Origin of the sequence: Pseudomonas sp. NPDC087814 (assembly GCF_044742865.1) — a bacterium.
In the GTDB taxonomy this organism is placed as follows: Bacteria; Pseudomonadota; Gammaproteobacteria; order Pseudomonadales; family Pseudomonadaceae; genus Aquipseudomonas.
This window is the reverse complement of sequence record NZ_JBIUVK010000006.1, coordinates 189,735-202,640: the sequence shown is the minus strand read 5'-3', so window position 1 is coordinate 202,640 and position 12,906 is coordinate 189,735. Positions and strand designations below refer to the sequence as shown.

The following is a 12,906-nucleotide window of genomic DNA, read 5'->3' as shown; positions in this document are numbered from 1 at the left end:
GACTAGCGGTTTTCGAACAGAGGCTTTGAATTCCGGGCAATCAGGTGTTAACATCCGCAACCCTTAAAAACCGACGACATCAGCCGCGAAATTTTTGCGACGAGAAAGTTGATTCCCGGTAATGAAAGAAGGTAGCTCTGGATGCCAGCCGTCAAAGTAAAAGAGAACGAACCCTTCGACGTAGCTCTGCGTCGTTTCAAGCGCTCCTGCGAAAAATCCGGTGTTCTGGCTGAAGTTCGTAGCCGCGAATTTTACGAGAAGCCAACTTCTGAGCGTAAGCGTAAAGCAGCAGCCGCTGTTAAGCGCCACGCCAAGAAAGTTCAGCGCGAGCAGCGCCGCGCCGTTCGTCTGTACTAATACACAGACGTTCGTAGCAAGCTTCTGCCAAGCCCGGCCCTCAGCCGGGCTGTTGGCATTTGCGGATATCGCTTGATGCTTCACCGTTGACGCCGCACACGCGACTGAAACGAACTGCTTCACACGTCAGGACTGGCTCTTTTGCCAGCGGTGCACGTCTCTTCTGACGAGCCTAACAAGGCTACTGACGAGCACACTTATTTTTTAACAGGCGATCAACAGGTCGGCTGCGCCCACCGATGAGCTTCCGAGGCCCCCACATGGCCAAGACCGGACTCCCGGGCAACATTTCTACGCCGGGCACTGATCGGAACTAACGTCAGTGAATGTTCGGCAGATACACTTCCTGACAGACCAAGCAGACGACAGTAGATCGAGCCGCACAACACGCGCGCCTTGAGCACTTTGCGGGCCCTCTTTTACACGCAGTGATGACGAGAACGCCATGGCCGGGCTAATTCCCCAGAGCTTTATTGACGACCTTCTGAACCGCACCGACATCGTCGATGTTGTCAGCTCGCGCCTGCAGATGAAAAAGGCCGGCAAGAACTACACCGCCTGCTGCCCGTTCCACAAGGAAAAGACTCCGTCGTTCAGCGTCAGCCCCGACAAGCAGTTCTACTACTGCTTCGGCTGCGGCGCTGGCGGCAACGCCCTCGGCTTCATCATGGACCACGACAACCTGGACTTCCCCCAGGCCGTCGAGGAACTGGCGAAAGCCGCCGGCATGGAAATCCCCCGCGAAGAAAGTGGCCGCCCGCACAAACCGCGGCAACCCACCGATTCGCCGCTGTACCCGCTGCTTACCGCTGCTGCCGACTTTTACCGCCAGGCACTGAAAAGCCACCCGCAGCGCAAAGCCGCCGTCGATTACCTCAAGGGCCGTGGCCTGACCGGTGAAATCGCCCGCGACTTCGGCCTCGGCTTCGCCCCGCCGGGCTGGGACAACCTGTACAAGCACCTGAGCAGCGACACCCTGCAGCAAAAAGCCATGATCGACGCCGGCCTGTTGGTGGAAAACGCCGAGACCGGCAAGCGTTATGACCGCTTCCGCGACCGCGTGATGTTCCCGATCCGCGACAGCCGCGGCCGCATCATCGCGTTCGGCGGCCGGGTGCTGGGGGACGACAAGCCCAAATACCTGAACTCACCGGAAACCCCGGTGTTTCATAAAGGCCAGGAACTCTACGGCCTGTTTGAAGCGCGCAAGAACAACCGCAACCTCGACGAAATCATCGTGGTTGAAGGCTATATGGACGTGATTGCCCTGGCCCAGCAAGGCTTGCGCAACGCCGTGGCGACCCTGGGCACCGCGACCAGCGAAGAGCACTTGAAGCGCCTGTTTCGCGTAGTGCCCAACGTACTGTTCTGCTTCGACGGCGACCAGGCCGGCCGCAACGCAGCGTGGCGTGCCCTTGAGTCGACCCTGTCGAGCCTGCAGGACGGGCGGCGCGCACGCTTCCTGTTCCTGCCCGAAGGTGAAGACCCGGACACCCTGGTCCGCTCCGAAGGCACCGACGCGTTCCGCGCGCGCATCAACCAACACGCACAACCGCTGGCCGATTACTTTTTCCAGCAACTGACCGAAGAGTCCGACCCGCGCTCCCTCGAAGGCAAGGCCCACATGGTCACCCTCGCGGCACCGCTGATCGACAAGGTTCCGGGCGCCAACCTGCGCACCCTGATGCGCCAGCGCCTGCTGGAAATCACCGGCTTGAGTGGCGAGGCCGTCAGCCAGCTGGCCCGCAGCGCGCCGCAAGAGGCGCCGCCGGCCTACGACCCGGGCATGGATTACGACGCCATGCCGGACTATTCCGACTTCCACCAACCGCAGGAGGCCTACACGCCCCAGCAGGAGTGGACACCGAAGAAACCCGGCGCCGGCGGCAAGAAATGGGACAAGAAACCCTGGGACAAAAATGGCAAACGTGGCGGTGACCGTGACGAACCGCGCGGCCCACGCGTCCCAGCAGCAGTAGAGCCGCCCACCATGGCAGCCCTGCGTACACTTTTGCACCACCCGCAACTGGCACAAAAAGTCGAGGATGCGGGGCACTTTGCGGCCGAAGACCACACCAATACGCAACTGTTGGTGGCCCTGCTCGAAGCCGTACAGAAGAATCCTAAGCTAAACTCATTCCAGCTGATTGCACGCTGGCACGGCACCGAACAGGGCCGTTTGCTGAAGGCATTGGCAGAAAAGGAATGGCTGATTGATGGCGATAACCTTGAACAACAGTTTTTCGACACCATTACTAGCTTGGTAGCTCGTCAACGCGAGCGAAACCTGGAACAACTTCTTCGAAAAGCGCGTCAGAGTGAATTGACCGCCGAAGAGAAAAATCAACTGCGCGACCTTTTAAGTCGCAATGTTTCCGCATCAAACCCGACCTCAGCTGGCGTGTGAGGTCATAGCTCGGGTATAATCCTCGGCTTGTTTTTTGCCCGCCAAGACCTTCAGTGGATAGGGTGTTATGTCCGGAAAAGCGCAACAGCAGTCTCGTATCAAAGAGTTGATCACCCTTGGTCGTGAGCAGAAGTATCTGACTTACGCAGAGGTCAACGACCACCTGCCTGAGGATATTTCAGATCCAGAGCAGGTGGAAGACATCATCCGCATGATTAATGACATGGGGATCCCCGTACACGAGAGTGCTCCGGATGCGGACGCCCTTATGTTGGCCGACGCCGATACCGACGAGGCAGCCGCTGAAGAAGCAGCCGCCGCGTTGGCAGCGGTCGAGACCGACATCGGTCGCACGACTGACCCTGTGCGCATGTATATGCGCGAAATGGGTACGGTAGAGCTGCTGACACGTGAAGGCGAAATCGAAATCGCCAAGCGTATCGAAGAGGGCATCCGTGAAGTGATGGGCGCAATCGCGCACTTCCCAGGCACGGTTGACCACATTCTCTCCGAGTACACTCGCGTCACCACCGAAGGTGGCCGCCTGTCCGACGTCCTGAGCGGTTATATCGACCCGGACGACGGCATTGCGCCACCTGCGGCTGAAATTCCGCCACCGATCGATGCCAAGGCTGCGAAAGCAGACGACGACACCGACGACGACGAAGCTGAAGCCAGCACCGATGACGAAGAAGAAGTCGAAAGCGGTCCGGATCCGATCATCGCAGCCCAGCGCTTTGGCGCGGTCTCCGATCAGATGGAACTGGCTCGCAAGGCCCTGAAGAAGCACGGTCGCGGCAGCAAGCAGGCAACTGCTGAATTGCTGGCCCTGGCTGAACTCTTCATGCCGATCAAACTGGTACCGAAGCAATTCGAAGGCCTGGTTGAGCGGGTTCGTAGCGCCCTTGAGCGTCTGCGTGCACAAGAGCGTGCGATCATGCAGCTCTGTGTCCGTGATGCGCGCATGCCGCGTGCCGACTTCCTGCGCCAGTTCCCGGGCAACGAAGTCGACGAAAGCTGGACCGACGCACTGGCCAAAGGCAAAAGCAAATACGCTGAAGCCATTGGTCGCTTCCAGGCCGACATCGTTCGTTGCCAGCAGAAGCTGACTGCATTGCAGACTGAAACCGGTCTGACGATTGCCGAGATCAAGGACATCAACCGTCGCATGTCGATCGGTGAGGCCAAGGCCCGCCGCGCGAAGAAAGAGATGGTTGAAGCGAACTTGCGTCTGGTGATCTCCATCGCCAAGAAGTACACCAACCGTGGCCTGCAATTCCTCGATCTGATCCAGGAAGGCAACATCGGCTTGATGAAAGCGGTGGACAAGTTCGAATACCGTCGCGGCTACAAGTTCTCGACTTATGCCACCTGGTGGATCCGTCAGGCGATCACTCGCTCGATCGCCGACCAGGCCCGCACCATCCGTATTCCGGTGCACATGATCGAGACGATCAACAAGCTCAACCGTATTTCCCGGCAGATGTTGCAGGAAATGGGTCGCGAACCGACCCCGGAAGAGTTGGGCGAACGCATGGAAATGCCTGAGGATAAAATCCGCAAGGTATTGAAGATCGCTAAAGAGCCGATCTCCATGGAAACCCCGATCGGTGATGACGAAGACTCCCATCTGGGTGACTTCATCGAAGACTCGACCATGCAGTCGCCAATCGATGTTGCTACCGTTGAGAGCCTGAAAGAAGCGACTCGCGACGTACTGTCCGGCCTCACTGCCCGTGAAGCCAAGGTACTGCGCATGCGCTTCGGCATCGACATGAATACCGACCACACCCTTGAGGAGGTTGGTAAGCAGTTCGACGTTACCCGTGAGCGGATTCGTCAGATCGAAGCCAAGGCGCTGCGCAAGCTGCGCCACCCGACGAGAAGCGAGCATTTGCGCTCCTTCCTCGACGAGTGATCACAAAAACCCCGGCCCAGGCCGGGGTTTTTGCTTCTGCAGATTAAATCCTCACTGACTCCCCTCCCCCGCAATGCCCGTCTACACTCGAAACATTCCCCGTGCCATAACGAGACCGTTATGCCCAGATTGCCGACCGTGTTACTGCTGTCGCTGCTGACCTGGACCGCAACGGCTGGCGCGTTGACTCTCACCGATGAAGAGCGTGGCTGGCTGGCGGACCACCAAGAGTTGCGCCTGGGCGTCGACGCCTCTTGGCCACCCTTTGAATACCGCGATGAAGACGGTCGCTACCAGGGCCTGGCCGCTGATTATGTGCGGCTGATGCAGGATCGCCTTGGCGTCAGGATCAAACTGATCGAGCCGGTGAACTGGAGCGCCGTGCTGGAACAGGCCCGCAACAACCAGCTCGACCTGCTGCCGGGCATCATGTCCACACCGGAACGCCAGGGTTTCCTGTCGTTTACCCGGCCTTATCTCGACTTCCCCATCGTCATCCTCGCCCACGAAGGCGGCCCGCAACCACGCAGCCTCAAAGACCTGTACGGGTTGAAGGTGGCCGTGGTGGAAAACTACGCGCCCCATGAACTGCTGCGCACTCACCACCCGGACCTCAACCTGGTGGCCATGCCCAATGTCAGCGCTACGCTGCAGGCCCTGGCCACCGACAAGGTCGACGCCGTAGTGGGCGATCTGGCGTCCAGCGTGTGGAGCCTGCGTCAACTCAAGCTGGAAGGCCTGTACATCAGCGGCGAAACGCCTTACCGCTATCAGTTGGCCATGGGCGTACCCAAGGACGACAAGATGCTGGTGGGCATCCTCGATAAAGTCCTGGCCGACATCAGCCCGGCTGAGACCGAGGCCATCCAGCAACGCTGGGTCGGCAACGTCATCGACCACCGCACGCTCTGGACGGATGTGCTGCTCTACGGGTTGCCTGCCGTGCTGTTGCTGAGCATCGTGCTGGCCGTGGTTATCCGGATCAATCGTCGGCTCAGCTCGGAAATTTCCCGCCGGGTCGCCCTCGAACAGGAACTGCGCAGCAGCGAATACCACTATCGCGGCCTGGTGGAGAGCCTTTCCGCAATCGCCTGGGAAGCCAGCATCAGCGATTTCACCTACAGCTACGTGTCGCCCCACGCCGAGGAACTGCTGGGTTACCCACGTGCGCACTGGCTGATCCCGGGCTTCTGGCGCAACATCATCCACCCCGCGGACCTGACCCGCACCGAATCCTATTGCTACGCCGAAACCCGGGCCAACCACGACCACAGTGTCGACTACCGGGTGATCACCGCCGATGGACGCTGCCTGTGGGTGCGGGACATCGTCAGCCTGATCGAACACGGCCACGAGCCCGTGCTGCGCGGCCTGATGATCGACATCAGCGAAGCCAAGCGCACCGAGGAAGCGTTGCAGCTTTCGGAACAGAAATTCGCCTCTGTGTTCCAGCAATGCCCGGACATCCTGGTCATCGCCCGGCTGTCGGACGGCTGCCTGATGGAGGTCAATAAGGCATTCGAAGACCAGATCGGCCTGAGCGCCGAAGCAGTCGTAGGAAAAACCGCTACTGAACTGAATATCTGGGGCATCCAGGGCGTAGGCCCCGGCCTGCTGCAACGGGTACAGACCACCAGCATCCGCAACCTGGAAATGCCCTTCCTGCGCAGCAACGGCCAGGCCTTCACCGGACTGATCTCCGCCGAACCCTTTCAACTGGATACCACCGAAGCCCTGGTCGTGGTGGTGCGTGACATCACCCAGCTGAAAGAAACCCAGCAGCGACTGCAGACCTCCGAAGAGAAATTCGCCAAGGCCTTTCATGCCTCTCCCGACGGCCTGCTGTTGTCCCGCCAAAGCGACGGTTTGCTGATTGAGGTCAACGAAGGATTCAGTCGAATTACCGGCTTCAACAGCGTGATGTCGCTGGACCAGTCAACCCTGGACCTCGGGATCTGGGTCGACCTGAACGAACGCAAAGACATGCTGGAGCGGCTGCAACGGGATGGATTTGTCCGCGACTTTGTCTGCCACATCCGCCGCAGCGACGGCGAAATTCGCCTGTGTGAAGTCTCCAGCCGCCCGCTGCCCATCGGCGACGACGACTGCATGCTGACCATCGCCCGGGACATCACCGAACGCCAACTGATGCAGGAAAAACTGCAACAGGCCGCCACCGTGTTCGAGAGCACGGCCGAAGGCGTACTGATCACCGACACCCGGCAAAATATCAGCGCCGTGAACCGCGCCTTCAGCGAGATCACCGGCTACAGCGAAGCCGAGGCCCTCGGCCAAACCCCGCGCCTGCTTGCCTCGGGCCTGCACGACAGCGCCTTCTACGCGGCCATGTGGCACCAACTGACGGCCAACGGCCACTGGCAAGGCGAGATCTCCAACCGGCGCAAGAGCGGCGAGCTGTACCCCAGCTGGCTGACCATCAGCGCCGTGCGCAACCGCGAGGAGTCGATCACCCACTTCGTCGCCGTGTTTGCCGACATCTCCAGCCTCAAGCACGCCCAGGCGCGCCTCGATTACCAGGCCCACCACGACCCGCTGACCGGCCTGCCCAACCGCACCCTGTTTGAAAGCCGCCTGCAAGCCGCCCTCAACAACCAACAGGAAACCGGCAGCCAGGGCGCCGTGCTGTTCCTCGACCTCGACCGCTTCAAACACATCAACGACAGCCTCGGCCACCCGATTGGCGACTTGCTGCTCAAGGACATCGCCGTTCGCCTCAAGGACCAACTGCGAGACGTCGACACCGTCGCCCGCCTGGGCGGTGACGAATTCATCATCCTGCTGCCCGGCCTGCAACAAGCCAGCGACGCCGAACACCTGGCCAATAAGCTGCTGGCCTGCTTCACTCCACCATTCCAGGCGGGCGAGCATGAGTTCTTCATCAGCGCCAGCATCGGCACCAGCCTGTACCCACGGGACGGCAACGACGTCGCCACCCTGGTCAAAAACGCCGACGCCGCCATGTACCGCTCCAAGGCCAAGGGCCGCAACCGCGTCGAAAGCTACACCCAGGACCTCACCGCCCAGGCCAACGAGCGCGTGGCCCTGGAACACGAACTGCGCCGAGCGATCGAGCGCGACGAATTGTCTCTCTATTACCAGCCGAAACTCAGCCTCGACACCCAACAACTGATCGGCGCCGAAGCCCTGATTCGCTGGCGCCACCCCACCTTCGGCGAAGTGCCGCCCGAGCACTTCATTGCCCTGGCCGAAGAGAACGGCATGATCCTGCAGATTGGCGACTGGGTACTGGAGCAGGCCTGCCGACAGATGCACGACTGGCGAGAAATTTTTGATGACTTCGGCCCGCTGTCCGTCAACCTCGCCGGCGCGCAACTGCGCCACCCCAACCTGCTGGCGCGCATCGAGCAACTGCTGCGGGACAACCGCCTGGAGCCTGGCTGCCTGCAACTGGAGATCACCGAAAACTTCATCATGAGCCAGGCCGAAGAGGCGCTGGAGGTGCTGCACCAGCTCAAGCATCTGGGCGTGCAACTGGCCATTGATGACTTCGGCACCGGCTATTCGTCCCTAAGCTACCTGAAACGCCTGCCGCTGGACTTCCTGAAGATCGACCAATCCTTCGTCCGTGGCCTGCCCGATGACCCACACGATGCGGCGATCGTGCGCGCCATTATTGCCCTGGGGCACAGCATGCAATTCACCATCATTGCCGAAGGTGTGGAAACGCCGGCCCAGCAAGCGTTTCTGGCGGCTGAAGGTTGTGAGCAGATGCAAGGCTACATCGTCAGCCTGCCGCTGCCGCCGGACCTTTTCGCCGCTACGTTCCTTCGTATGAGCGTTTCGGACTTTTCGGATGGCACAGCGAAGAAACCATCGCTATAATCCGCGGCCTACTGAGGGCCTATAGCTCAGTTGGTTAGAGCAGGGGACTCATAATCCCTTGGTCGTAGGTTCGAGTCCTACTGGGCCCACCATCTTGAAAGCCGCGCATTGCGCGGCTTTGTCGTTTCTGGCGCGCGTGAGTCGTGCAGCAATGAAACATTAGTTAGTTGTCCCGAACGGCTACGGCGCTGACCATGATTCCCAGTCAACGCCAATTCAGCACGAGGGAAACTTGTTCCATGCATCAGCAAAAACGCTCGCCGCGCAACGCAATCCACGGCCTGGGCATACGTGCCACAGCCACCGTCGCAATCACCCTCGCCACCTTGAGCGGTGCACAAGCCGCCCCCGCCGCCACTGACTCCATCAAGGCATTCAAGCTCTGCACCGGCGCCGACAACAATTCGCACGTACTGGAAGGCACCATCGACCAGAGCATGCGCAATGACGTGACCGCCGTTCACTTCAAGCAAACGGCGGCGCATTCCTCGTATAGCTGGCATAACGACCCGGAGCCACAGTACGTCATGACGCTGTCCGGCACCCTGGCGTTCGTGACACGCGGCGGTGAGAAGTTCACGTTGCATCCGGGTGAAGTACTGATCGCCGAAGACAATACCGGCACCGGGCACCGCTGGAATCTGGTGGACGATCAACCGTGGCGGCGAGGGTACGTGGTGCTGAAGCCGGGCGCGCCGGATTCATTTATCCCGAACGATGCTGCCGCTGCGAAGGTGTGCAAGGGGTCGTAGTCTCGCTGATCACACCTCCTCGAATAAAAGAAAGACTTACGCTTTGCGGTGTAAGCCTTTTTTGTACTGCGTGCTCTACCGGCCCGTTATCAAACGGAAAGTTCGCGCAAAGCCGCCGTCGCCAGGAACCCAGAGCGCGAGGCATAGCGATGGTCTTTTTGCACTCGCTCATCGATACGATTCAAAAGTTGCTCAGGCAGTGAGGCATTGAACCTGACTGACTTGCCCAGGTAAGGAGTGAGATCAAAGTCGATCACCGCCCACACGCCACCCGCAAAGTCCGGATTCTCCAAATGGACGTCGACCTCTCTAGCCTGAGGAAGCCGCTCCTCATCAGCAACCAATCCCTCGAGGTGCAGCGCTAAAGCTTCGCGGACATTATCCAGAGCTTCGGAAAAGGTTGTGCCCGCAGAAAAGCAACCTGGCACGTCCGGGACGGTCACGCTGTAATCTGAATCAGCGTCTTTGTGTATCACCACTGGAAATTTCATTTTTCCTCCTTTGAATGAGCCGCAGCGGGATCATTCACCACATAACCTACGGTCATCACTTCAGGCCTGCTGATTTCAAAATGCTGTGCAAGGTCCCCTTGGCTATCTCTGATTTAGGATGAGGAACCGTCACCCGGCCGGGCTTGGTTGAGTGCTTGAATTGATGGTGACTGCCTTTCGCCGCCACCTCAAACCATCCATCCGCCATCAGCAAGTCAATTACCTCTCTGCTTCTCATCGCGCCCGCTCCACAGTGTGTATCTTACACACCGAAGGTATCCTGCAGCATCTTTTATACACACAGGACACACCAATGAAAAAAGCCCGCTCATTTCTGAACGGGCTCATGCGAAGAATATGATGACTACGCCTATCGCCGCTTCGCCAGCGAACTAATGTCAGTTTTTGTGCCTTGACTGACTCTCAGCTTACCAACGCATTAACAATGACTTGCGCCGTACCTAGCAACTGCGCATCCCCTCTAAACGCCCCAATTACCTGCAACCCCACCGGCAACTCCCCTTCCCCACGCATCACCGGTACATTCACCTGCGGCAAGCCAAACGCGCCCCAGAACTTGATGAAGTCCGACGGGCCCGTGGTCGCCAACCCCACCGGCGCCAGCATCCCGCAGGAAACACTCAACATCGCATCAAACGGCTGGCAGATCTGCGCGAGCTGCGGGGCGAGTTGTGCGACGCGTGCCTTCGCAGCCGACTCCTGTTCCCAGCTTGTAGCCTTCGCACGCTCAATCATGGCCAACGTCGAGTCGCTGAGTAGTTCGGGATGAGACTGAAACTCCTTGGCCAATGAGCGGGCACCTTCGCAATCGTTGATCAACTGGTGATCGTCGAATACTCCGTCGAACGCCTCGGGCAACACGACTTCACTGACAAGAGGCCCCAACCTAGCTATCGCTAGCTCAATCGCCTGGGCCACCACCGGCTGCACATCCGACCAGCGAGAAGTACGGCAGAAACCAAGCCGCAAAGGCCGACGACCGACCTCAACAGCCGGAAACCCTCGAATCAACACCTGCGCCACCCGCTCAAGATCACGCACCGAGCGCCCATACCAACCCACCGTATCGAAGCTCGGCGCCAGGGGTTTCACGCCTTCCAGCGAGACCAGTCCAAACGACGGTTTGAAGGCAAACAACCCGCAATAAGCCGCAGGCTTGAGCAACGACCCCGCCGTTTGGGTACCCAACGCCAACGGGAAAAACCCGGCCGCCATCCCCGCAGCAGAACCCGCGCTGGAGCTACCCGGAGTGCAGGACAAATCCAGCGGATTACGCGTCGGCCCGGTGTTCATGTAGGCAAATTCGGTGGTGTGGGTCTTGCCCATGATGATCGCGCCCGCCTGGCGTAGCAGCGTCACCACATGGGCATCCCGCGATGGACGATTACCCAGGTAAATCGGCGAATAGAATTCCGTTGGGTGGTCGGCGGTATCAAAGATGTCCTTGACCCCTACGGGCACGCCGGCGAGCAGACCGGCGCAGCCCTCAAGCCCACGGGCTTGCTTGCTCACCGCCTCAGCGTCGAAGGATACAAACGCCTGGATATCTGGCTCGTCGACACCTATGCGCGCAAGAAAGTGTTCAGCAACCAAAGCCGGCGTAATCGCCCCCGAACCCACCGCCACGGCGATGCCCGTTGCATCCAGGCCATTCATCAACGCGCCCTCATTTAGCAAACAACTGCCCAATGTCCTTGAACGCCTTGAACTCCAACGCGTTGCCGCACGGGTCAAACAGAAACAACGTCGCCTGCTCGCCCACCTGGCCTTTGAAACGAATATGCGGTTCCAACACAAACTGGGTATTGCGCGCCTGCAAACGCTCCGCCAACGCATGCCAATCATCCCAACTCAACACCACGCCAAAATGCGGCACCGGCACGTCGTGACCGTCTACCGCATTGGTGTGCGCCGCCTCTTGAGAAGCGGTTTTCGGATGCTCATGAATCACCAATTGATGCCCGAAGAAGTCGAAGTCGACCCAGTGATCACTGGCACGTCCCTCCTCCAACCCAAACACCTCACCATAAAACTGCCGCGCTGCCGCCAGGTCGAATACCGGAATTGCCAGGTGAAAAGGAGCCAGTGCCATCAGGTTTAACCTCTATGGGTATTAAGTCCTTGCGAGTCTAGCCTTGCCGTAACCGATGGAAAGACGATAGTTTTCGCAGCGAGCTCAAATTATTTTGATCAATCGAGACGCCCATGCTGCGGGAACTGAAAACCTTTATCGCCGTTACCCGCCATGGCACGTTCGCCGCAGCGGGCATGCATATCGGGCTGACACAATCGGCAGTGAGTGCGCAGATCCGTCAGTTGGAGCAGGTGCTCGGCGTGCAGTTGTTCGACCGAACCGGACGCCAGGCCACGCTGAACGCGGCGGGGTTCCGCGCGCTGCCGCTGGCCAGGGAGATTCTCGAGACGTTCAACCGCATGGCTGTGCCGGTGGATGCCAATGAGTACAGGGGCGAGTTGAAGGTCGGCGCCATCACCACCGCCCAGACCGGCCTGCTGCCCCAGGCCCTGGTGCGTTTGCGCCAGGCGGCGCCGACGGTGGAGTGCAAGTTGGTGCCGGGAGTTTCCCTGGAGCTGCTCAGCCAGGTGGATGCAGGCGAACTCGACTCGGCGATCATCATTCGCCCACCCTTTGACTTGCCCAAGGAACTGCACGTGCAACTGCTGCGCAGGGAGCCGTTTGTGTTGATCGCGCCGCTGACGGTCGAGGGGGATGACCCGCTGCAACTGCTCGCCGCTCATCCTCACGTGCGCTACGACCGGGCTTCGTTTGGCGGGCGGCTGGTCAGTCGCTTTCTGCGGGATCAGCGGCTGGACGTGCAAGTGGCGCTGGAACTGGACGAGATTGAGGCGCTGGTCAAAATGGTCGAATGCGGCCTGGGCGTTTCACTGGTTCCCCACGCCGGACTATGGCTGGACCGATCCCCGCAGGTGCGTGTCATCCCGCTGGGCGAGCTGACCTTTAACCGGGAAATCATCCTGCTGAGCCGCTACAGCCAGCGCAATCTTCCGGTGCCACAACTCTTTGCCCGCTGCCTGCTGGCTGACGTGATCTGAGACGCAAAAAAAGCCGCACATCCG

10 protein-coding genes and 1 tRNA gene are annotated in these 12,906 nt (G+C 59.6%); 7 read left to right on the top strand and 4 right to left on the bottom strand.

Going from position 1 to position 12,906, the window contains the following annotated elements; genetic code table 11:
- Positions 1–141 precede the first annotated feature (141 nt).
- The 6 genes from rpsU (at position 142) to ACIOMR_RS07995 (ending at position 9,298) form a co-directional block, all read left to right on the top strand.
- Positions 142–357, top strand: a complete 216-nt coding sequence (rpsU, locus tag ACIOMR_RS08020) for a 30S ribosomal protein S21 (protein ID WP_401193300.1) — start codon at positions 142–144, stop codon at positions 355–357.
- A 445-nt stretch (positions 358–802) separates the two neighbouring features.
- Complete coding sequence (dnaG, locus tag ACIOMR_RS08015) at positions 803–2,764, top strand: DNA primase (protein WP_003211012.1); 1,962 nt, start codon at positions 803–805, stop codon at positions 2,762–2,764.
- Between the two features lie 67 nt (positions 2,765–2,831).
- Complete coding sequence (rpoD, locus tag ACIOMR_RS08010) at positions 2,832–4,682, top strand: RNA polymerase sigma factor RpoD (protein ID WP_003211014.1); 1,851 nt, start codon at positions 2,832–2,834, stop codon at positions 4,680–4,682.
- 120 nt (positions 4,683–4,802) lie between these two features.
- Positions 4,803–8,546, top strand: coding sequence for a bifunctional diguanylate cyclase/phosphodiesterase (locus ACIOMR_RS08005; protein ID WP_401193296.1), 3,744 nt, complete (start codon positions 4,803–4,805; stop codon positions 8,544–8,546).
- A 15-nt stretch (positions 8,547–8,561) separates the two neighbouring features.
- A tRNA-Ile gene (locus ACIOMR_RS08000) sits at positions 8,562–8,638 on the top strand.
- A gap of 147 nt (positions 8,639–8,785) precedes the next feature.
- Positions 8,786–9,298, top strand: coding sequence for a hypothetical protein (locus ACIOMR_RS07995; RefSeq protein ID WP_401193293.1), 513 nt, complete (start codon positions 8,786–8,788; stop codon positions 9,296–9,298).
- A gap of 89 nt (positions 9,299–9,387) precedes the next feature.
- On the opposite strand, the gene ACIOMR_RS07990 is transcribed toward ACIOMR_RS07995, so the two are convergent.
- The 4 genes from ACIOMR_RS07990 to ACIOMR_RS07975 all read right to left on the bottom strand — a co-directional run bounded on the left by ACIOMR_RS07990 (position 9,388) and on the right by ACIOMR_RS07975 (position 11,902).
- On the bottom strand, positions 9,388–9,789 hold the full coding sequence (locus tag ACIOMR_RS07990; protein ID WP_003211020.1) for a type II toxin-antitoxin system HicB family antitoxin: 402 nt from the start codon (positions 9,787–9,789) through the stop codon (positions 9,388–9,390).
- A 55-nt stretch (positions 9,790–9,844) separates the two neighbouring features.
- Positions 9,845–10,027: a type II toxin-antitoxin system HicA family toxin gene (locus ACIOMR_RS07985; protein ID WP_003211022.1), complete on the bottom strand. Its 183-nt coding sequence runs from the start codon at positions 10,025–10,027 to the stop codon at positions 9,845–9,847.
- 185 nt (positions 10,028–10,212) lie between these two features.
- Entirely contained in the window at positions 10,213–11,466 is a 1,254-nt protein-coding gene (locus ACIOMR_RS07980; RefSeq protein WP_401193290.1) for an amidase, read from the bottom strand.
- A 10-nt stretch (positions 11,467–11,476) separates the two neighbouring features.
- Positions 11,477–11,902 carry a VOC family protein gene (locus ACIOMR_RS07975; protein WP_003211024.1) on the bottom strand — a complete coding sequence of 142 codons (426 nt, stop codon included), beginning with the start codon at positions 11,900–11,902 and terminating at the stop codon, positions 11,477–11,479.
- Between the two features lie 113 nt (positions 11,903–12,015).
- On the opposite strand from ACIOMR_RS07975, the gene ACIOMR_RS07970 reads away from it, so the two are divergent.
- Positions 12,016–12,882, top strand: a complete 867-nt coding sequence (locus tag ACIOMR_RS07970) for a LysR family transcriptional regulator (protein ID WP_401193287.1) — start codon at positions 12,016–12,018, stop codon at positions 12,880–12,882.
- Positions 12,883–12,906 lie beyond the last annotated feature (24 nt).

What these genes read in the sequence shown, in the direction of transcription:
- rpsU (WP_401193300.1), top strand. Translation starts at nt 142, where the DNA reads ATGCCAGCCGTCAAAGTAAAAGAGAACGAACCCTTCGACGTAGCTCTG.
- dnaG (WP_003211012.1), top strand. Translation starts at nt 803, where the DNA reads ATGGCCGGGCTAATTCCCCAGAGCTTTATTGACGACCTTCTGAACCGC.
- rpoD (WP_003211014.1), top strand. Translation starts at nt 2,832, where the DNA reads ATGTCCGGAAAAGCGCAACAGCAGTCTCGTATCAAAGAGTTGATCACC.
- ACIOMR_RS08005 (WP_401193296.1), top strand. Translation starts at nt 4,803, where the DNA reads ATGCCCAGATTGCCGACCGTGTTACTGCTGTCGCTGCTGACCTGGACC.
- ACIOMR_RS07995 (WP_401193293.1), top strand. Translation starts at nt 8,786, where the DNA reads ATGCATCAGCAAAAACGCTCGCCGCGCAACGCAATCCACGGCCTGGGC.
- ACIOMR_RS07990 (WP_003211020.1), bottom strand. Translation starts at nt 9,789, where the DNA reads ATGAAATTTCCAGTGGTGATACACAAAGACGCTGATTCAGATTACAGC.
- ACIOMR_RS07985 (WP_003211022.1), bottom strand. Translation starts at nt 10,027, where the DNA reads ATGAGAAGCAGAGAGGTAATTGACTTGCTGATGGCGGATGGATGGTTT.
- ACIOMR_RS07980 (WP_401193290.1), bottom strand. Translation starts at nt 11,466, where the DNA reads ATGAATGGCCTGGATGCAACGGGCATCGCCGTGGCGGTGGGTTCGGGG.
- ACIOMR_RS07975 (WP_003211024.1), bottom strand. Translation starts at nt 11,902, where the DNA reads ATGGCACTGGCTCCTTTTCACCTGGCAATTCCGGTATTCGACCTGGCG.
- ACIOMR_RS07970 (WP_401193287.1), top strand. Translation starts at nt 12,016, where the DNA reads ATGCTGCGGGAACTGAAAACCTTTATCGCCGTTACCCGCCATGGCACG.